Source organism: Arthrobacter sp. KN11-1C, assembly GCF_052180225.1.
Classification (GTDB): Bacteria; Actinomycetota; Actinomycetes; order Actinomycetales; family Micrococcaceae; genus Arthrobacter.
This window is the reverse complement of sequence record NZ_CP197467.1, coordinates 2,753,429-2,771,584: the sequence shown is the minus strand read 5'-3', so window position 1 is coordinate 2,771,584 and position 18,156 is coordinate 2,753,429. Positions and strand designations below refer to the sequence as shown.

Here is an 18,156-nt window from a genome sequence, read left to right as displayed (position 1 = left end):
TCCGGCACCTTTTGCGTTCCCGGCAGACGCCGGGCGGACAGTGTGCCGGAACCGAAGCGGGGAGGCCCAGCGTGTATTGTCCGTTCTGCCGAAACCCCGACTCCCGCGTCGTGGACAGCCGGATGGCCGACGACGGTTCAGCCATCCGCCGCCGGCGCCAGTGCCCCGAGTGCGGACGCCGTTTCACCACCGTGGAGACCACCAGCCTTTCCGTCATCAAACGTTCAGGCGTGGGAGAGCCCTTCAGCCGGATCAAGATCATCAACGGCGTGCGCAAGGCCTGCCAGGGCCGTCCCGTGACTGAGGACGACCTTGCGATGCTCGCCCAGGAAGTCGAGGAAAACATCCGCTCTTCCGGTGCGGCGGAAATCGACGCCCACGAAGTCGGCTTGGCGATCCTTGGACCACTCCAGAAACTGGACGAAGTCGCCTACCTTCGTTTTGCCAGCGTCTATCAGGCCTTCGAATCGCTTGAGGACTTCGAATTAGCCATATCGCTTCTCCGCCACGAGGCAGAAAGCGCCGCGGCGGAGAATGCAGCGAAGAGCGCCAAGGGCAAGAGCTCCGAGAAGAGCCCCATCTAGCTCCGGTGGTGGCAGCGGAGGGGAAGCCGCAGCCACCACCGGCACCACCCCTACTTGGCCAGCTTGTGGTGGAGGGCGACGTCCAGCGCGGCTCCCACGATCCCGGCGTCGTTCTTCAGTTCCGCCGTGACGATGCGGGTCCGCAGATCCAAGTGCGGGAAGTATTCGTCCGAACGCTTCGAAATACCGCCACCGATGATGAAGAGTTCCGGGGAGAACAGGAACTCGACGTGGGAGAGATAGCGCTGCAGGAGCACGCTGTATTCTTCCCAGCTCAAGCCGTCCCGTTCGCGCGCGACGGCGGATGCCTTCGTTTCGGCGTCGTGGCCGTCCACCTCGAGGTGGCCAAGCTCGGCGTTGGGCACCAGGTGCCCGTTGAAGATGAAGGCCGAGCCGATGCCCGTTCCGAGCGTGATGACGAGGACCGTGCCGTCGACGCCTTCGCCTGCGCCGTAGCGGGCTTCGGCGAGTCCGGCTGCATCGGCGTCGTTGATGACCTCGACGGGACGGTCCAGGCGCTTGGTGAGCAGTGAGTCAATGTCTGTGTCGAGCCAGGACTTGTCCACATTCGCGGCGGAGCGGACCACGCCGTGCTGGATGATTCCGGGGAAGGTGACTCCCACGGGCGAACCCTGGGCCGGAGCGTCCTCGCGTGCCGACAATTCCTCGACGATCTGTGCGATCACTTCGGCGACAGCTTCGGGTGTGGCGGGCTGCGGCGTCGGAATGCGGAGACGGTCCCCGAGCAGCTTGCCCTTCTTGAGGTCGACGATGCCGCCCTTGATGCCGGTGCCTCCGACGTCGATGCCGATCAGCGGGCCGTTCTTGTGGATCTTCTCATCCTTCTTGGTCAATGCGTTTCCGTTCATGGCAGGAGGGGTGGGCAGGTCGCAGCACGAACGGCTGCAGGTGACCTTCCGGAGAGCTTAAGGAAGAGTCAGGATTTCGGCGCCGGTCTCGGTGACCAACAGGGTGTGTTCGAATTGCGCGGTCCGCTTGTGGTCGCGGGTGACTACCGTCCAATCATCGGGCCACATGTCCCACTCGATCGTTCCGAGGGTGAGCATTGGTTCAATGGTGAACACCATGCCGGCTTCGATCACGGTGTTGTAGGCCGGGGCGGCGTCGTAGTGCGGGATGATCAGCCCCGTGTGGAAGGCTTCGCCGACGCCGTGTCCCGTGAAGTCGCGGACCACGCCGTAGCCGAAGCGCTTGGCGTAGGACTGGATGGCCCGGCCGATCACGTTGATTTCGCGGCCCGGTGCTACGGCCTTGATGGCCCGGTTGAGCGACTCCCGGGTGCGTTCAACGAGCAGCCGGGACTCCTCGTCCACGTCTCCCACCAGGAAGGTGTAATTGGTGTCGCCGTGGACTCCGTTGATGTAGGCCGTGATGTCGATGTTCAGGATGTCGCCGTCCTGCACGACGGTGCTATCCGGGATGCCGTGGCAGATGACCTCGTTGAGCGAGGAGCACAGGGACTTGGGGAAGCCGCGGTAGCCGAGAGTCGACGGGTAGGCGTGGTGGTCCAGAATGAACTCGTGGCCGATCCGGTCCAGCTGGTCGGTGGTGACGCCGGGCTCGATGTGCTTGCCGACCTCGACGATCGCCTGGGCCGCGATCTTGCTGGCGATGCGGATCTTCTCGATGGTCTCCGCGGATTTGACCTCCGACCCGGTGAACTTCGCGGGTCCGGGCTTGCCGACATACTCCGGGCGCGGGATGGACGCAGGCACGGGCAGCTGCGGGCTGACGGTTCCACGGGTGAGCGTGCCGATGGGTGCGGTCAGAGCGGGAGAAGGCATAGATTGATCATATAAGGGACGCACGAGACGCAAGTAACTAAGTAGCTAAATATCGGCCCGTTCGACGGGCAATCGGCCCGCCGGGGTTACGGCGGGAATTGCAAAGGAGAGACCATGGCGGAGTTCTGGTACAACGTTCAGACGCACCAAATCGAAGAGGACGCGATGTCCGACTGGTCCCAGCTGATCGGTCCCTACAAGACCCGGGAAGAAGCGGAGCACGCCCTCGAAAAGGTCAAGGCCCGCAACGAAGCCTGGGACAAAGACGAAGAGGACTAGCTCCGACGAGGGCCGGCTCTGCTCCTAGAAAGAGTGCTCCGGGCCGGGAAACTGGCCGGACCTGACGTCGTCGGCGTAGGCCTTCGCAGCATCGCTCAGCGTGGTGCGCAGGTCCGCATATTGCTTGACGAACTTGGCCATCTTGCCGCCGCGCAGCCCGGCCATGTCCTGCCACACCAGAACCTGTCCGGTGGTCGCGTTGCCTGCGCCGATGCCGATGGTGGGAACCTCGATAGCGGCGTCGACGGCGGCTGCAGTGTCCGCGGGGACCATCTCCATGAGCACACAGAATGCTCCGGCATTTGCAAGGGCAACGGCGTCTTCGACCAGGCGGGAGGCGTCTTCGCCCCGGCCCTGGACGCGGTAGCCGCCCAACGAGTGTTCGCTCTGGGGAGTGAAGCCGATGTGTGCCATGACGGGAATGCCGGCCTGGACCATGGCCCGCACCGTTCCCGCATAGAACGCGCCGCCTTCGATCTTGACGGCATGTGCCAAGCCTTCCTTCAGGAAGCGGACTCCTGTTGCGACTGCCTGCTCGGGGGACACTTCGTAGCTGCCAAAGGGCAGATCGGCCACTACCAAGGCACGCTTGGCGGACCGTGCCACGGCGCGGCACAGGGGGAGGAGTTCGTCGACGGTCACGGGGAGGCTGGTTTCGTTCCCGAAGACGTTGTTGGAGGCCGAATCGCCGATCAGCAGGACTTCGATGCCGGCCTGGTCGAAAATTTCGGCCGTGTATTGCTCGTAGGCAGTCAACATCGCAAAGCGCTCACCCTTGGCCTTGGCCTGTTGAAGGTGATGGGTGCGGATCCTTGCGGCGGGCTTCGGCGTGGAAGCATCCGCTGAAGCCCCGGAACCTGCAGCGGCAGGTCCCGTTCCGTAAGGCGCAGGAATTTCGACGGGCATGCTGGAATCGGAACTGTTGCTTGGGGCCATGAATAGAGCGTATTCGGTACTGGCCGTCCTAGCCACCGGCGCACGGGGAGCCTCACATTTGTAAACGCTGTGTTACGCGAACCAGGGGTGCAGCCAATCCGGGCCAATGCTTAGTAGAGTGAATGCTGAGTTGTCGTCGGCTTCGAATTCCGAATCCGCGGCATGGACGTTGACCCGGAAATGAGGCCCCATGGACCGCCAGCAAGAGTTCGTTCTGCGAACTATCGAAGAGCGTGATGTGCGCTTCGTACGCTTGTGGTTTACCGACGTCGTCGGTTCCCTGAAATCGGTGGCACTTGCGCCGGCAGAAGTGGAAGGTGCCTTCGAAGAAGGCCTGGGTTTCGATGGCTCGGCGATCGAAGGCCTCGCCAGGGTTTTCGAGTCCGACATGCTGGCGCAGCCCGACCCCTCCACGTTCCAGATCCTGCCGTGGCGCGGTGAAACCGAGCAGACCTCGAGGATGTTCTGCGACATCCTGACCCCCGACGGCGAGCCGTCGGCCGCCGACCCCCGGAACGTGCTCAAGCGAACCCTCGCCAAGGCAGCGGACATGGGCTTCACGTGCTACACGCATCCCGAGATCGAGTTCTACCTCCTCAAGTCCCAGGAACTCGACGCCAACGGCGTCCCCGTTCCCGTTGACGAGGGCGGCTACTTCGACCACGTGCCGGGCGGCGTGGCACAGGACTTCCGGCGCACGGCCGTCACCATGCTTGAATCCGTGGGGATCTCCGTGGAGTTCAGCCACCACGAGGGTGGACCGGGCCAGAACGAGATCGATCTCCGGTACGCGGACGCCCTCCAGACGGCGGACAACATCATGACTTTCCGCACTGTCATCAAGGAAGTGGCCCTGCAGCAGGGCACCTACGCTACGTTCATGCCGAAGCCGTTCACCGACCACCCGGGTTCGGGCATGCACACGCACTTCTCGCTGTTCGAGGGTGACACGAACGCATTCTACGAAGCCGGCGCCGAATTCCAGTTGTCCAAGACCGCACGCCAGTTCATCGCCGGCATCCTGCGCCACGCCCCGGAATTCACCGCCGTCACCAACCAGTTCGTCAATTCGTACAAGCGTCTCTGGGGCGGCGGCGAAGCGCCGAGCTACCTGAGCTGGGGCCACAACAACCGTTCGGCCCTGGTTCGCGTCCCGCTGTACAAGCCGGGCAAGGGCCAGTCCGCACGGATTGAATACCGCGGGATTGACTCCGCCACCAACCCATACCTCGCCTACGCCGTATTGCTCGGGGCAGGACTCAAGGGTATCGAGGGAGGCTACGACCTTCCGGCCGCCGCGGAAGACGACGTCTGGTCGCTCACCTCGGCCGAGCGCAGGGCGATGGGTCACACGCCGCTGCCGGCCAGCCTGCACGATGCCATCCGCGCCATGGAGGATTCGGAACTCGTCGCTGACATCCTCGGCGAACAGGTCTTTGACCACTTCCTGCGCAACAAGCGTGCGGAATGGCAGGACTACCGGCTCCAGGTCACGCCTTACGAGCTCAAGCGCAATCTCGGCATTCTCTAAGCCGTGAGTGTGAGCCTGGCCCGCCGGCTCATCTCGGCCGGCTTCAGCGATCTTGAGAAAGGTGAACGTTTCCTTGCCGCGCGTGAACTCGACGGCATCGACCAGGAAACGATCTTCGCCGGCCTGCACCTGAGCGCGAACCCCGACACCGCGCTTCAGTCGCTCGTCCGATTGATCGAGAAGCATCCCTCGCTCAGGCAGCTCGCGGGGGAGCACCCGGATCGCAGTGAGCCGCTCTACCGCTTGCTGGGGGCATCCGAGGCCTTGGGGGAGTTCCTTATCAGGCATCCGGAGCACTTGGACGTCTTCGATGTCCGCGTCAGCCCGGAACCCTTGTCCGCCGACGCGGGTGAGCTGCGGAGGAAGCTGCTCCGGTCGGTGAAGGCAGACCCCAATTCGCCCAGGCCCGTTGCCGCGACGACGGGAGCCGTCGCCTATACCGCCCTCCGGACGGCTTACCGGCGCGGGCTCACCGAACTGGCGATCAAGGACCTCTGCGCCGCCAGTCCCCAGGACTTCATGCCCGCCGTCGGCGCCGAACTGGCTGATCTCGCCGGTGCGGCGATAGAAGCAGCCTTGGCGGTTGCCAGGGCAGAAGCCGCGGCGACTTTCGATCCCGCCGATATTGCCGGCGTCGGGCTGGCCGTCATCGGGATGGGCAAGTGCGGTGCCCGGGAGCTCAACTACATTTCCGACGTCGACGTCATCTACGTGATCGAGGCGCCGGACCTGGAGGACGCCGATGCCGCGACGATCGGCACTGCCTTGGCCGCCGGGATCTCCCGCGCCATTTCGTCCACGGGATCCGAACCCGGTTTGTGGGAGGTGGACGCGAACCTCCGGCCCGAAGGGAAATCGGGACCCCTCGTCCGGACGTTGCCCTCGCACTTGAGCTACTACGCGAAGTGGGCCGAAAGCTGGGAGTTCCAGGCCCTCCTCAAGGCCCGGACCATCGCAGGGGACCAGGATCTGGGTTCGCGTTACGAGAAAGCCGTCCAGCCGCTCGTGTGGGCTTCGGCCGGGCGGGAAGGTTTCGTGGAATCGGTGCAGGCGATGCGCCGCAGGGTGACGAACAACATTGCGCCGTCGGAAGAACAACGCCAGATCAAATTGGGTCCCGGCGGCCTGCGCGACGTGGAGTTCACGGTCCAGCTCCTGCAACTCGTCCACGGAAAGTCCGACGAAACGCTCCGCTGCCGGGACACGACGTCGGCGATAGCCGCGCTGTCCGCGGGCGGCTATATCGGCCGGGTCGATGCCGCTGCCTTCGACGCCGCCTACCGTTACTTGCGGGTTCTCGAGCACCGCATCCAGTTGTTCCAGATGCGCCGTACCCACCTCATGCCTACGAGCCAAGAGTCCCTGCGTTTCCTTGCGAAGGCGGTCCTGGGTCCCTTTTCCACCGGGCGGCCGCATCCGGATGCCCTGATTGAAACCTGGCAGAAGACAAAACGGTCCGTTCGAGAACTGCACGACCGCATCTTCTACCGGCCGCTCCTCAATACGGCCGCGAAGTTGAGCACCGAAGATGCCCGGCTCACTCCGGAAGCCGCCCAAGGGAGGCTCGCGGCGCTCGGCTATCGCGATCCGCAAGGCGCCATGCGCCACATCGAGGCCCTCACGGCGGGGGTCAGCCGGCGTGCCGCCCTGCAGCGGCAATTGCTTCCCATTTTGCTCGGTTGGCTCGCTGAAGGCGTAGATCCCGACGCCGGATTGCTCGCCTTCCGGCGCGTCAGCGAAGCCCTCGGAACCACCCACTGGTACCTCGGGATGCTCCGGGATTCCCAAGCAGCAGCTGAGCGGCTTTGCCATGTGCTCTCCAACTCACGGTTGATCGCCGATCTCCTAGAGGTATCTCCGGAATCCGTTGCCTGGCTTGGCGCCGACAAGGAACTCCTGCCGCTCAGCTTCGAAGCCCAGTGGCAGGAAATCCAGTCCAAGATGTCGCGCCATGCCGATCCCGCGAACGCGATGCGGCTGATCCGGCTCATCAGGCGCCGTGAAATCCTCCGGATAGCCATCGCGGACAGTGCGGGCCTCCTGGAGCAGGACGCGGTGGGCGCGGCATTGGCCGATGCCGACCGGGCCGCCGTTTTGGGCGCGCTGCATGTCGCCGAGGCCATCGTGGCTTCCGATGGACCCCTCAAGACACAGGTGCTCATTGTTGCCATGGGCAGGCAAGGCGGGCGGGAGATTGGCTACGGCTCGGACGCGGACGTCATGTACGTCCATCGCGCACTTCCCGGTGCGAGTGAATCCGAGGCCCAGCAACAAGCCCTGGCCATTGTGGGGCATATTTCCACCTTGCTCACCCAACCTCTCAAACCAGCCATCCTGGCGGAGCGGGTCCTCACCGTCGACGCCGATCTTCGCCCCGAGGGGAAGAACGGGGCCATGGTCCGGTCCCTGGAGTCATACGCCGAGTATTACCGTCGCTGGTCCCTCATCTGGGAAGCACAAGCGCTGTTGCGGGCGCAACCGATGGCAGGCAACGACGAATTGGCCGCAGAGTTCCTCCGGTTGATCAACCCGATCCGCTACCCGGAATCGCTCGATGAGACGGATGTGCGGGAGATCCGGCGCGTCAAGGCACGGGTTGAGTCCGAACGGCTCCCGAGGGGCGCCGATCCTGCCCGTCACGTCAAGCTCGGCAGGGGCGGACTCAGTGACGTCGAATGGCTTGTGCAGCTGCTGCAGCTCCAACACGCAGGGAAGCAGCCGCAACTCCGGACCACATCCACCCTTCAGGCCCTCGACGCGATCGAGTCGTTGGACTTGATAGCCAAGGGTGACATCGTGTTGCTTCGCAAAGCCTGGCGCCTCGCGAGCCGTATCCGCTCCGCGAATGTGATCTGCACCGGGCGCGCTTCCGATCTCCTCCCGGCCTCCCGAAGGGATCTGGAGGCCGTTGCCAGATGGTGTGGGTACGCTCCCGGGCAGGCCGCGGTGTTCGAAGAAGACTACCTGCGCCTGAGCCGGCGGACCCGGGCCGTGTTTGAGAAGGACTTCTACGGCCAGTAAGCGGTAGCCTGGGCCACGCATGTAGTGCGCGGCGACCGCTAAGCTCGAAGGATGCCGGAAACCGTGTGGCTCATTCCCCTGAAGGACCTCGACGACGACGCCCGCGCAGTCACGCTGGGCGACGTCGCCACCATGGAGCTGGCCGCGGGGCAGGAAGACTTCGTCGGGGACCCGTTCACAATGATGCTCATGGGCCTGGAGGACGAAAGCCGCCTGCCGTATGTGATCGAAGCGGCCGGTGCCGCCGTCGGAGTCTTCACTTTGCAGGCGTGCGCCGCGACCTTGGCCGGATGGCCCGACGACGACTCCGCCTGGCTCTTGCGGGGGTTCCTGATCGACCAGCCGCACCAAGGCAGGGGCCTGGGCGCCCTGTCGGCTGCAGCCGCTGCCCGGGAAGCGCAGAAGCTGACGGCGAGGCTGGGTGGCGGGCAGGCCGGCGTCGTGCTTTCCGTCAACGAACGCAATCCCGCCGCCAAGGCTGCCTACGCCAAGGCCGGTTTTGTCGAATCGGGCAGGTACTTGGGCGGTTCCGCCGGCCCGCAATGGACCATGTACCGGGGTTTCGGCGACTAGGCCGTACCTAGGACTCGACGAGCGTCACGATTGTTTCCGGGCGCACGCCGTCGAATTTCATCGCCTCGGCCGCAGCGTCGGACTCCATCATCCGTTGGAACGTTTCCATGTCCGGGACCTCGACGATCAGTCCGACCCGGTTGGTTTTTGCCGGATCCACGAACGTGCGGACGGTGAAGCCCATGGGCCCGAAGATCTCTTGCCTTTTCGGTGAGCTCAGCCAGTGCTCAACGTCGTCGACCTCATGGAAGATCACCAAGGTTGTCATCGTATGCCTCCGCTTTGAGTAGTTTCGCCAGGAGCCGGAAGGGATGTGGACTCTCTTGAGCATCCTGATCACGCCGAACGTACCACGGTGTCCCCAGCGGCGACAGGCCCGTCGGATGGGCAGAACCGGACCCTCGCTCACCTATGCCGGTGTTTGGCCGGACGCCCGCTCACCTGTGCGGGTGTTTGGCCGGACGCTCGCTCACCTATGCGGGTGTTTGGCCGGACTTTCGCTCACCTATGCCGTCCATCGGTGGTCAACGCTCCTGCAGATATGACTTCAGGGCGGGCAGGTCCCCACTTTTTGTGAGCGCGGGATTGGGGAAACGCCGTTGTTTGTGAGCGAGCGTCGACGCCACGTGCACGCGAAGCTGGTGGCCCTACCGGATTAGAATAATAAGCATGCTTACAGTAAGGTTGCTGAGGTTTGCACAACGATAAAGGCAATCATCAGAATGTTTACGACTGAAACGGAAGGTACATCATGAATGTCATCCTCGGAATCGTCGCGGTCATCGCGATCGTTTTCTTTATCATTGGCGGAACTGTAAAGGCCCTGGGATTCCTTCTGTGGATCGCCCCGATACTGATCGTCTTGGCGATTATCGTCTTCCTCTTCAGGTTGATTAGCGGGCGCCGGCGGGTGTAGGAAAATTTGGGGGTCCGGCCCCGGCGATCCGGGGTCTTTATAGCAAGGACGGCTGTGTCTTAACGGACACAGCCGTTCTTCTTTCAGACCAAAGCAGCTATGGATGTGGATGATCCGACGCCGCCACGGCACCTGTCTCGATGAGGGTGGCGAGCCGTTCCACTTGCTCGGAAAGCCGTTGGACTTCAAGCCGAAGGGGTTCTTCGGCCTTCGCCGTTGCGCTTGCGGCCCCTTGGGAAACCTGCTCCACCAACCATGATGCGACCGATGCTGTGACCACCCCGAGGACCGCGATGCCGCAGACCATGAGGCCGGCCGCCACGCATCGACCCGTGAACGTGACCGGATAGTGGTCTCCGTAGCCAACAGTGGTAATTGTGACCAGCGCCCACCACAGGGCATCTCCGAAGTTACGGATATTTGAACCGTCAGCGTTTTCTTCGACATCGAGAACAGCCAGCGCTCCGCAATAAGTCAAGAGCAGGGCGGCTCCGAGGACGAAGGTGACGATCCGTCCCCTCAACGCTGTCCCGGCTGTCTTTCGGAGCACCCGCAACAAGGTCACCAGCCTGAGTAGGCGCAAGGGGCGCAGGACAGGCAGGGCGAGGATCAAGAGTTCGTGAAGGTTCCTGATGAACCACCGTGCCCTCTGCGGCGCGAGTGCGAGGTTCGCCAGATAGTCCACAACGAACAGTACCCACGTCACCCAGACGATCGCTTCCACTACACCGGAGGCCCGTTCTTGAAGGTTGCCGATGACTTGGACGGAGTAAGCCGCGAGGAAAACGAGGGCTGCGACAATGAGTGGCCATTCCGTATAGCGGCGCCACAGTTGTTGAGTCATGGATGCATCTTAAAGCAAGACGCCGGCGCCACAGGCCGTCTGGCACGCACGCCTTTCCGGGCCGCGACGTCAAGGTGGTCCGGACGCGCCCCGGCACACGAAAAAGCCGGCCCCAGGTGATGAAACCTGAGGCCGGCCTTTTTGTATGCGGATTCCCGCGGACTATGTCCGATGTGGCCGCGTGATCTGGCTAGACGCCGTAGTAGAGCTCAAACTCGTAAGGGTTCGGGCGCAGCGACAGCGGGCGGATCTCGTTCTCGTACTTGTACTCGATCCAGGTGTCGATCAGGTCCTGGGTGAACACGCCACCGGCCTGCAGGAACTCGTTGTCCTCGCGCAGGGCCTCGAGCGCTTCCTCAAGGGAACCCGGAGCCTTGGGGATGTCCTTGGCTTCCTCGGCAGGCAGTTCGTACAGGTCCTTGTCGATCGGAGCCGGGGGCTCGATGCGGTTGCGGATGCCGTCGATACCAGCCATGAGCTGGGCGGAGAACGCCAGGTACGGGTTGGATGCGGCGTCCGGAGCGCGGAACTCGATGCGCTTGGCCTTCGGGTTGGAGCCCGTGATCGGGATGCGGATACCGGCGGAGCGGTTACCCTGCGAGTAGACCATGTTGACCGGAGCTTCGAAGCCCTTGACCAGGCGGCGGTACGAGTTGACCGTCGGGTTGGTGAACGCGAGAACGGCCGAGGAGTGCTTCAGCAGACCGCCGATGTACCAGCGTGCGGTGTCGGAGAGGCCTGCGTAGCCCTTCTCGTCGTAGAACAGCGGATCGCCGTTGCTCCACAGGGACTGGTGGCAGTGCATGCCCGAGCCGTTGTCACCGAAAATCGGCTTCGGCATGAAGGTCACGGACTTGCCGTACTCCCATGCAGTGTTCTTGATGACGTACTTGAACTTCTGCAGGTCGTCGGCAGCGTGCACCAGCGTGGTGAACTTGTAGTTGATCTCGGCCTGGCCGGCGGCGCCGACTTCGTGGTGGGAGCGCTCGACTTCGAGGCCTGCTTCGTCCAGGGCGATGCACATGGCGTCGCGGAGGTCGGCCTGGTGGTCGACCGGCGCAACCGGGAAGTAGCCGCCCTTGAAGGGGGTCTTGTAACCGAGGTTGCCGCCTTCTTCTTCGCGGCTCGTGTTCCACGGGGCTTCAATCGAGTCGACCTTGTAGAAGGAACCCTGCGGGGAGGATTCGAACTGGACGTTGTCGAAGACATAGAACTCGGCTTCGGGAGCAAAGAATGCGGTGTCTGCAATGCCCGTGGAGGCCAGGTACGCTTCGGCCTTTTCGGCAACGCCTCGGGGGTCGCGGTGGTACGGGTCGCCAGTGCGCGGGTTCACGATGGAGAAGTTCAGCGCGAGGGTCTTCTCGATGCGGAAGGCGTCGATGAAGGCTGTCGTGACGTCCGGGATGAGCTGCATATCGGACTCGGCGATGCCCTGGAAACCGCGGATGGAAGATCCGTCAAAGAGCTGGCCGTTGACAAAGAAGTCAGCGTCGACGCTCTTGGCCGGCACATTGAAGTGCTGCTGGACGCCCGGAAGATCGGTGAAGCGGATATCGACGAACTTTACGTCTTCGTCTTTGATGAACTTGAGGACTTCGTCCGCAGTCTTGAACATCTATGCTCCTAACGCATACAGGTAACAGGCCTTTGGGCCGTCTGATCCAGCGCAAACCGAAAGCAGGGAAACAAAAAAGTATCCCCGAAGCGGTGGCTAGCAACTTCTCCAACCATAGGGAAATGGGATTTCCCCGGAGTGTCAGTATTGTTTCGGGCAGGTTACAGAACTGCCTGCCGTGTAAACGCTACTGGTCTACTGCAGTGCCAGTCTATGTCTTTCGCCTGTGTGTCCGTTTCCTTGCGAGCACCGTGAACGTTCCACTACCCGAGGCCCCCGCCGCCGGGCATCCGGTAGTGAAGCCGTAAGCTTGACGTGTGGTTGATCGCAAAGATATTGGTTCATGGCTCACAGGGCCGGACACGTCCGGAATTTCCAAGTACCCGGGAGCGCGGCTCGGCCTGCCCGAGTCCGGGCCCGGCTCCATTGCCCGGGCCGGTCGTCGCATCCTGGCGATCTGCATTGACTGGGTCATTGCCCTGGCGATCAGCAACTTTGCCTTCGGCGGCAACCAATGGGCAACGCTTGCGGTGTTCGCGGTGGAGCAGATCCTCCTCATCGGGACGCTGGGCTACAGCATCGGACACCGGGTGGCCGGGATCCACGTCGTACGGCTCGGAGGATCACAGGCGGGGCCCTTGGCCGCCTTCGTCAGGACGGTCCTCCTGTGCCTGGTGATACCTGCGGTCGTTTTCGACCCCGACCAGCGCGGCCTCCACGACCGGGCCATGAATACCATCCTCATTCGGATGTAACTTTTACGGCGACAGAGAACAGCGCAGACGAAAAAGCCGCCCGCTCCTGGAGACTCCAGGAACGGGCGGCTTTCGTTGTAGTTAGCGTCCGCGTGCTGCCTTGCGGTCAGGGCGTGCCTTGTAGGGGTCGATGCCCTTGGGGATCGGCAGGCGGTTGCCCAGCGAAGAGATCCGCTTGCTGACAGCGCCGACCTCACCCTTGGTGAGCTCGTTCTTGTACTTGTTCATCGTCTTTGCGATCTGGCTGATGGGAACCTGGCCTTCGCCGCGGCCGCTTTCGATCACGTGAATAGTGACGTTCGGCAGAATGCGGGAGAGCTTCTTGCGCTCGGCGTCGACCAGCGGCTTGACGCGGTGCGTAGGTCCTTCGCTGACCAGCACGACGCCGGGACGGCCGATGGCGCGGAAGACGGCGTCCTGGGTGCGCGGGTTGACGGCGACCGGCTGGTCTTCCGTGATCCAGCCGCGGCGCAGGGTCCCCAGCGCCGCACCGGATGCTCCGGGCTGGTTCTCGATCTGCGCGAACGCAGCCCGTTCCGCGCGGCGCGAGAGGATGAAGACAGCTGCCAGCAGGCCCAAGGGGATGCCGATGATCAGGCCCGTGATCCAGTTGTTCAGGAGGAGCCCGACGATAAGGCTGACAGCAACGACGCCGAGGAACGCCAGCAGCATGAGCCACACGACGATGGGGTCGTTCCGGCGGGTCATCTTGAAGACCTCGCCGATCTGCTTCAGCTGGCTCGGCTTCTTGGCCTTGGCTTCCTTGGGCTTGCGGGAAAACAAGCCGCGCTTGGGAGCGTCGGCAGCCGACGTTGAGTTGCTGGAATCAGGGGATTTCGCCATAGTGCCTTAATTCTACGTGATTTATGCCAAAGGACCGGACGCCGGATTTGTCCGGGATCCGGTCCTTTGACCGTGCTTTTGCCGACGTGCTATGCGTGGTGTGCGAGGAGGGTGCGGGCTTCCTGGCGGGTGGTGCCGGAGTCCTGGATGCCTTCGGCGATGTGGGCCAGGTGCGCGGGGATTTCGCGGCCTTTTTTGCGCATCGCGGTGGCCCAGAGCCGTCCGGCGCGGTAGGAGGAGCGGACCAGGGGGCCGGACATGACGCCGAGGAAGCCGATTTCCTCGGCTTCGGTGGCGAGCTCGACGAATTCCTGGGGTTTGACCCAGCGGTCCACGGGCAGGTGCCGTTCGGAGGGTCGCAGGTACTGGGTGATCGTGATCAGGTCACAGCCGGCGGCGTGCAGATCACGCAGGGCTTCGGAGATCTCCTCGCGGGTTTCGCCCATGCCCAGGATCAGGTTGGATTTGGTGACCATGCCGTGGGCCCGGCCCTGGGTGATGACGTCCAGGGAGCGGTCGTAGCGGAACGCGGGGCGGATGCGCTTGAAGATCCGGGGCACGGTTTCGACGTTGTGCGCGAAGACTTCGGGGGCGGAGTCGCAGATCGCGGCGATGTGTTCGGGTTTGCCGGAGAAGTCCGGGATGAGCAGTTCGACGCCGGTGCCGGGGTTCAGTTCGTGGATCTTGCGGACGGTTTCGGCGTAGAGCCAGACGCCTTCGTCTGCCAGGTCATCGCGGGCGACGCCGGTGACGGTGGCGTAGCGCAGGTTCATGGCCTGGACGGAGCGGGCGACCTTGGTGGGTTCGAACATGTCCACGGGGGAGGGTTTGCCGGTGTCGATCTGGCAGAAGTCGCAGCGGCGGGTGCATTCGGAGCCGCCGATCAGGAAGGTCGCTTCCTTGTCTTCCCAGCACTCGAAGATGTTCGGGCAGCCGGCTTCCTCGCAGACGGTGTGCAGGCCTTCTTTTTTCACGAGGTTCTTCAGGCCCACGAATTCCGGGCCCATCTGGACCTTGGCCTTGATCCACTCGGGCTTGCGTTCGACCGGGACGGCTTTGTTGCGCTGTTCAACGCGCAGCAGCTTACGGCCTTCAGGTGCCAGGGTCACTGGAGTGCTCCTTCGGGGCTGGATACGAGTGCTTCTTCGTGCTTGCGGAACTCTTCGATGAAGCGCTCGGCAATGTCGGCCGGATTGATGGTCCTGCCGGTCTCGATGGACATGGTGGTGACGCTTGCATCGGTGATGCCGCACGCGATGATCTGCGCGTAGGGAGCGAGGTCGTTGCTGCAGTTGATCGCGACGCCATGCATGGTGACGCCGTCCAGGACGCGGATGCCGATCGCTGCGATCTTGCGATCCGGGCCCTTGTCATCGGCGAGGACCCAGACTCCCGCCCGGCCTTTGACCCGCGTGGCCTTGATCCCGTAGTCCTCCATGATCGCGATCATGACGGCTTCGAGGCGCTCGACGTAGTCACGGATCCCGGCGCGGTTCTTCAGCTTGAGGATGGGGTAGGCAATGAGCTGGCCGGGTCCGTGCCAGGTCAGTTTTCCGCCACGGTCCACCGGAACGACGGGCGTGCCGTCAAACGGGCGCTCGTGGTCCTCCGTGAGCTTGCCTGCCGTGTAGACCGCGGCATGCTCAAGGAGCAGGACGGTGCTGGGTTTCTCGCCGGCAACAACCTTGTTGTGGAGTTCGCGCTGGATATCCCAGCCCTGCATGTAGTCGACGAAATCCGGGGCAAGACCCAGCTGTGAAAACTCAAGAGTCATGGGGACAAGCTTAGACCCCGCCGGGCGCAGGCCATGATTTTGTGGCCAAGCTCTCAGTCGTACTCGGCTTGCTCGCCGGCGTCCGGCCCCTGGCCTGTGGATAACTTCTGCGGCAATCGGCGATTTCCGGTATTTGTTGAGGCATGGAGACTTTTTCGCCCGGCGGGAGTGGCCAGGACCACGGCAGGGACATGCCTTCGACAGGGACGGAACCTTCCGACCCCGTGATCCCGGGTTTTGTCCCGGTCCGCGAGCTGGGGTCTGGTGGGAGCGCCACGGTGTGGCTCGCAACGGAGCTGCGGTCGGGGAGCAATTTCGCGGTGAAATGCCTTGGCCGGAAACCGGAGGCGTCGGCTCCAGGTGAGGCTACGTCATCCATGCTCCGTGAAGTGCGGCTCCTGTCCCGGCTGGACCACGATCACCTCGTCAAGGTCCACGGCGTCGTTGAGTTGGCAGGATCCTTCGCCGGCGGCGTGGGCGTGGTCATGGATTACGCCCCCGGGGGATCCCTCGGTCAGTTGGTGTCAAGCAGGGGGCGTCTTGGCGTGGGCGAGACGGTGACTATCCTGACGCCCCTCGCGCAGGCCTTGGCCTATCTGCACGGCCAAGGCATCACGCATTCCGATGTTTCGCCCGGAAACGTGCTGTTCACCGCCCAAGGGAAGCCGCTGCTTTCGGACTTGGGCATTTCCCGCGTCGTAGGTGACGCTCAAGGGGTCCCGGACTCGGGCACTCCGGGCTTCGCGGATCCCGATCCGGTTTCCCGGGCCGTGGAACTTCAACCACAGCGCGATACGTACGCCCTCGCCGCCCTTGGCTGGTTTTGCCTCACCGGCTCCGCTCCCGACACGGCGGCCCGGCGGCCGCCCCTGACATTGCTGGTGCCCGCGGTCCCCACCGCATTGGCCCTTGCCATCGAGGCCGGGCTCCATCCCGACGGCCAACATCGGCCTTCGGCGGCCGATTTGGGGGTTGCCGTCTACAGGAGCGCCGCGCCGGAAGCCGTGGACCTTTCCGCCTCGGTACATGCGACGGTTGTCCCTGAACTGATGACCCGGCGTCGTACTCCCGATCCCCGCTCGAGGCGCGCCCGTATCGCGGCGCTTTTTAGCCGCTACCGTTCGCCGGCGGCAGGCCGGGCGCGACGGCGGGCTGTTGCGCCCGTTTCCGTACGACGGCGGGTGGCGTCCCTTGTGCTCGTCCTTGGGATGGCTGTGGGTGCGGGAGCAGTAACAGCACGGTGGGCGGGCACAGCCTGGCGGGCGGGCGACCGAGGACCGGGAGCCGGGCCGCCGGCGTCCGCTTCAGCTCCCGAGGCCGTCCCTGACGGAATTCCCGCGGCGGCGGAACTTCCTGCGGCAGCGCGGGACCAGATCCGATCACCACATCCCGGGGAAGCCATCAGGGGACTGTCGGCGATCCGGGACATGGCGCTACGTTCGGGGAAGTTCGAGCTGCTGGAGCACGTCAATGTGCAGGGCTCGGCGGCTGCCGCTTCGGATGGAAAGCTCAGGGACGGGTTGATCGACGCCGGCGTGGTTCTCGCGGGCTTTTCCACGACCTTGACCAGCGTGAGAATGGAGGGCGCTCCAGACCTGGACCGGGCAACAGTGGCCGTCACTGTGGAAACCTCCGCCTATGAAGAACGGGACGCCTCGGGGAATGTTGTCCGCGCGCGTCCCCCCGGCAAACCACAAGAGCTCAGTGTTGTTCTCCTGCGTGGCGGGGACGCATGGAAGATCACGGAGATCCTGGCCGCGCAGACGTAGGCGGTCACTTGCCGCCGCTTGCCACCCACCGGGCGGCGTCCGCCAGCGCGGGATGCTGCCAGGCAAAGCCCGCGTCCATCAGCCTCGCCGGTTCCATGCGCTGGTTGGCCAGGACAAGTTCCTCGGCCAGATGGCTGCCGAGGGCGAGGCGCAGGACCGGGGCGGGCACCCGGAGGAACGCCGGCCGATGGAGGGCAGCCGCCAGTTGCGCAACGATGGCGTTGACGTCGGCGCTTTCCGGGGCGCACACGTTGACGGGACCTTCGAGGGAGGAACCGAGGAGGTATTCGAAGGCGGAAACCTCATCCACCAGGGAAATCCAGGGCCAGTACTGCCGGCCGTTTCCCAAAGGTCCGCCCAGGCCGATCTTCAACAACGGAAGGAGCGGCCCCAGCGCTCCGCCGTCCGGGCTGAGGACGACCCCCGTGCGCGGCGTCACCACTCGTACGCCGGCAGGCGCCGTGCGGGCTGCAGCTTCCCAATCGACGCACAGGGTGGCCAACATGCCCTTGCCTGGCCCCGTGTCCTCCCGGAGCAGGCCGGGCCGGGACGAGCCGTAGTAACCCGAGGCCGACTGGCTCAGGAACGTTCCGGGCGGAGTTCCCAGACGTGCCATCGCCGCCGTGAGCGTTTTCGTTGTCCGCAGGCGTGAGTCGATGATGTCCCGCACGCGCGCCTTGGTCCAGCGGCGCTCCCCGATACCTGCCCCGGAAAGGTTGACCACTGCGTCCGCGCCGTCGAGCACCGCCTCATCCAGTTGGCCCGCGGCCGGATCCCAATATGCCTCGCCTGGTCCTGCAGGCGCGCGGCGGACCAGCCGGACGACGTCGTGCCCGCTGCCGAGAAGACGCGCGCAGAGCGCGGTTCCGATGAATCCTGAAGCACCCGATATCACGATTCGCATGCCTCAT

At 63.9% G+C, this 18,156-nt stretch carries 18 protein-coding genes; 8 read left to right on the top strand and 10 right to left on the bottom strand.

Annotation, left to right across the window (positions count from 1 at the left end):
• Positions 1 to 71: 71 nt before the first annotated feature.
• Positions 72 to 584 carry a transcriptional regulator NrdR gene (nrdR, locus tag ACSBOX_RS12980; protein ID WP_442542826.1) on the top strand — a complete coding sequence of 171 codons (513 nt, stop codon included), beginning with the start codon at positions 72 to 74 and terminating at the stop codon, positions 582 to 584.
• A gap of 50 nt (positions 585 to 634) precedes the next feature.
• Here nrdR and ppgK read toward each other — a convergent pair whose 3' ends face one another.
• On the bottom strand, positions 635 to 1,438 hold the full coding sequence (gene ppgK, locus ACSBOX_RS12975) for a polyphosphate--glucose phosphotransferase (protein ID WP_078105554.1): 804 nt from the start codon (positions 1,436 to 1,438) through the stop codon (positions 635 to 637).
• A 72-nt stretch (positions 1,439 to 1,510) separates the two neighbouring features.
• Positions 1,511 to 2,389 (bottom strand): type I methionyl aminopeptidase, encoded by an 879-nt coding sequence (gene map, locus ACSBOX_RS12970; RefSeq protein ID WP_442542825.1) that lies wholly within the window; start codon positions 2,387 to 2,389, stop codon positions 1,511 to 1,513.
• 114 nt (positions 2,390 to 2,503) lie between these two features.
• Between map and ACSBOX_RS12965 the strand changes: the two genes are divergently transcribed.
• A complete protein-coding gene (locus tag ACSBOX_RS12965) occupies positions 2,504 to 2,668 on the top strand; it encodes an SPOR domain-containing protein (RefSeq protein ID WP_113990679.1) in 165 nt (54 codons plus the stop codon).
• Between the two features lie 24 nt (positions 2,669 to 2,692).
• Here the strand turns inward: ACSBOX_RS12965 and panB are convergent, their stop codons facing one another.
• Positions 2,693 to 3,604 carry a 3-methyl-2-oxobutanoate hydroxymethyltransferase gene (gene panB, locus ACSBOX_RS12960; RefSeq protein WP_442542824.1) on the bottom strand — a complete coding sequence of 304 codons (912 nt, stop codon included), beginning with the start codon at positions 3,602 to 3,604 and terminating at the stop codon, positions 2,693 to 2,695.
• Between the two features lie 190 nt (positions 3,605 to 3,794).
• On the opposite strand from panB, the gene ACSBOX_RS12955 reads away from it, so the two are divergent.
• Genes ACSBOX_RS12955 through ACSBOX_RS12945 form a run of 3 tightly spaced genes read left to right on the top strand, consistent with a single transcriptional unit; the run spans position 3,795 to position 8,729 of the window.
• Positions 3,795 to 5,135: a glutamine synthetase family protein gene (locus tag ACSBOX_RS12955; protein ID WP_442542823.1), complete on the top strand. Its 1,341-nt coding sequence runs from the start codon at positions 3,795 to 3,797 to the stop codon at positions 5,133 to 5,135.
• 9 nt (positions 5,136 to 5,144) lie between these two features.
• Positions 5,145 to 8,156, top strand: a complete 3,012-nt coding sequence (locus ACSBOX_RS12950) for a bifunctional [glutamine synthetase] adenylyltransferase/[glutamine synthetase]-adenylyl-L-tyrosine phosphorylase (protein WP_442546026.1) — start codon at positions 5,145 to 5,147, stop codon at positions 8,154 to 8,156.
• A gap of 51 nt (positions 8,157 to 8,207) precedes the next feature.
• Complete coding sequence (locus ACSBOX_RS12945) at positions 8,208 to 8,729, top strand: GNAT family N-acetyltransferase (protein ID WP_442542822.1); 522 nt, start codon at positions 8,208 to 8,210, stop codon at positions 8,727 to 8,729.
• Between the two features lie 7 nt (positions 8,730 to 8,736).
• Here ACSBOX_RS12945 and ACSBOX_RS12940 read toward each other — a convergent pair whose 3' ends face one another.
• Positions 8,737 to 8,997 carry a hypothetical protein gene (locus tag ACSBOX_RS12940; protein ID WP_442542821.1) on the bottom strand — a complete coding sequence of 87 codons (261 nt, stop codon included), beginning with the start codon at positions 8,995 to 8,997 and terminating at the stop codon, positions 8,737 to 8,739.
• A 483-nt stretch (positions 8,998 to 9,480) separates the two neighbouring features.
• On the opposite strand from ACSBOX_RS12940, the gene ACSBOX_RS12935 reads away from it, so the two are divergent.
• On the top strand, positions 9,481 to 9,645 hold the full coding sequence (locus ACSBOX_RS12935; protein WP_139359516.1) for a DUF2207 domain-containing protein: 165 nt from the start codon (positions 9,481 to 9,483) through the stop codon (positions 9,643 to 9,645).
• Positions 9,646 to 9,742: 97 nt separating this feature from the next.
• Here the strand turns inward: ACSBOX_RS12935 and ACSBOX_RS12930 are convergent, their stop codons facing one another.
• Together ACSBOX_RS12930 and glnA are read right to left on the bottom strand one after the other, a co-directional pair.
• Positions 9,743 to 10,489 carry a potassium channel family protein gene (locus ACSBOX_RS12930; protein WP_442542820.1) on the bottom strand — a complete coding sequence of 249 codons (747 nt, stop codon included), beginning with the start codon at positions 10,487 to 10,489 and terminating at the stop codon, positions 9,743 to 9,745.
• A gap of 190 nt (positions 10,490 to 10,679) precedes the next feature.
• Complete coding sequence (gene glnA, locus ACSBOX_RS12925) at positions 10,680 to 12,104, bottom strand: type I glutamate--ammonia ligase (RefSeq protein WP_442542819.1); 1,425 nt, start codon at positions 12,102 to 12,104, stop codon at positions 10,680 to 10,682.
• A gap of 317 nt (positions 12,105 to 12,421) precedes the next feature.
• Between glnA and ACSBOX_RS12920 the strand changes: the two genes are divergently transcribed.
• A complete protein-coding gene (locus ACSBOX_RS12920) occupies positions 12,422 to 12,859 on the top strand; it encodes an RDD family protein (protein ID WP_442542818.1) in 438 nt (145 codons plus the stop codon).
• Positions 12,860 to 12,940: 81 nt separating this feature from the next.
• Here the strand turns inward: ACSBOX_RS12920 and ACSBOX_RS12915 are convergent, their stop codons facing one another.
• From ACSBOX_RS12915 to lipB, 3 genes are all read right to left on the bottom strand, one after another.
• Entirely contained in the window at positions 12,941 to 13,702 is a 762-nt protein-coding gene (locus tag ACSBOX_RS12915) for a DUF4191 domain-containing protein (RefSeq protein ID WP_442542817.1), read from the bottom strand.
• A gap of 89 nt (positions 13,703 to 13,791) precedes the next feature.
• Complete coding sequence (lipA, locus tag ACSBOX_RS12910; RefSeq protein ID WP_442542816.1) at positions 13,792 to 14,811, bottom strand: lipoyl synthase; 1,020 nt, start codon at positions 14,809 to 14,811, stop codon at positions 13,792 to 13,794.
• Positions 14,808 to 15,476 carry a lipoyl(octanoyl) transferase LipB gene (lipB, locus tag ACSBOX_RS12905; protein ID WP_269993404.1) on the bottom strand — a complete coding sequence of 223 codons (669 nt, stop codon included), beginning with the start codon at positions 15,474 to 15,476 and terminating at the stop codon, positions 14,808 to 14,810. The genes lipA and lipB overlap by 4 nt, the downstream gene beginning before the upstream one ends.
• A gap of 143 nt (positions 15,477 to 15,619) precedes the next feature.
• Between lipB and ACSBOX_RS12900 the strand changes: the two genes are divergently transcribed.
• A complete protein-coding gene (locus tag ACSBOX_RS12900) occupies positions 15,620 to 17,245 on the top strand; it encodes a serine/threonine-protein kinase (protein WP_442542815.1) in 1,626 nt (541 codons plus the stop codon).
• A 4-nt stretch (positions 17,246 to 17,249) separates the two neighbouring features.
• Here ACSBOX_RS12900 and ACSBOX_RS12895 read toward each other — a convergent pair whose 3' ends face one another.
• Positions 17,250 to 18,149: a TIGR01777 family oxidoreductase gene (locus ACSBOX_RS12895; protein WP_442542814.1), complete on the bottom strand. Its 900-nt coding sequence runs from the start codon at positions 18,147 to 18,149 to the stop codon at positions 17,250 to 17,252.
• Between the last annotated feature and the right edge of the window lie 7 nt (positions 18,150 to 18,156).

Excerpts from the sequence above, each read along its gene's own strand:
- ACSBOX_RS12965 (WP_113990679.1), top strand. The coding sequence starts at position 2,504 with ATGGCGGAGTTCTGGTACAACGTTCAGACGCACCAAATCGAAGAGGAC.
- glnA (WP_442542819.1), bottom strand. The coding sequence starts at position 12,104 with ATGTTCAAGACTGCGGACGAAGTCCTCAAGTTCATCAAAGACGAAGAC.
- lipB (WP_269993404.1), bottom strand. The coding sequence starts at position 15,476 with ATGACTCTTGAGTTTTCACAGCTGGGTCTTGCCCCGGATTTCGTCGAC.
- ACSBOX_RS12935 (WP_139359516.1), top strand. The coding sequence starts at position 9,481 with ATGAATGTCATCCTCGGAATCGTCGCGGTCATCGCGATCGTTTTCTTT.
- map (WP_442542825.1), bottom strand. The coding sequence starts at position 2,389 with ATGCCTTCTCCCGCTCTGACCGCACCCATCGGCACGCTCACCCGTGGA.
- panB (WP_442542824.1), bottom strand. The coding sequence starts at position 3,604 with ATGGCCCCAAGCAACAGTTCCGATTCCAGCATGCCCGTCGAAATTCCT.
- ACSBOX_RS12895 (WP_442542814.1), bottom strand. The coding sequence starts at position 18,149 with ATGCGAATCGTGATATCGGGTGCTTCAGGATTCATCGGAACCGCGCTC.
- ACSBOX_RS12940 (WP_442542821.1), bottom strand. The coding sequence starts at position 8,997 with ATGACAACCTTGGTGATCTTCCATGAGGTCGACGACGTTGAGCACTGG.
- ACSBOX_RS12900 (WP_442542815.1), top strand. The coding sequence starts at position 15,620 with ATGGAGACTTTTTCGCCCGGCGGGAGTGGCCAGGACCACGGCAGGGAC.
- ACSBOX_RS12930 (WP_442542820.1), bottom strand. The coding sequence starts at position 10,489 with ATGACTCAACAACTGTGGCGCCGCTATACGGAATGGCCACTCATTGTC.
- ACSBOX_RS12955 (WP_442542823.1), top strand. The coding sequence starts at position 3,795 with ATGGACCGCCAGCAAGAGTTCGTTCTGCGAACTATCGAAGAGCGTGAT.
- ACSBOX_RS12945 (WP_442542822.1), top strand. The coding sequence starts at position 8,208 with ATGCCGGAAACCGTGTGGCTCATTCCCCTGAAGGACCTCGACGACGAC.
- ACSBOX_RS12915 (WP_442542817.1), bottom strand. The coding sequence starts at position 13,702 with ATGGCGAAATCCCCTGATTCCAGCAACTCAACGTCGGCTGCCGACGCT.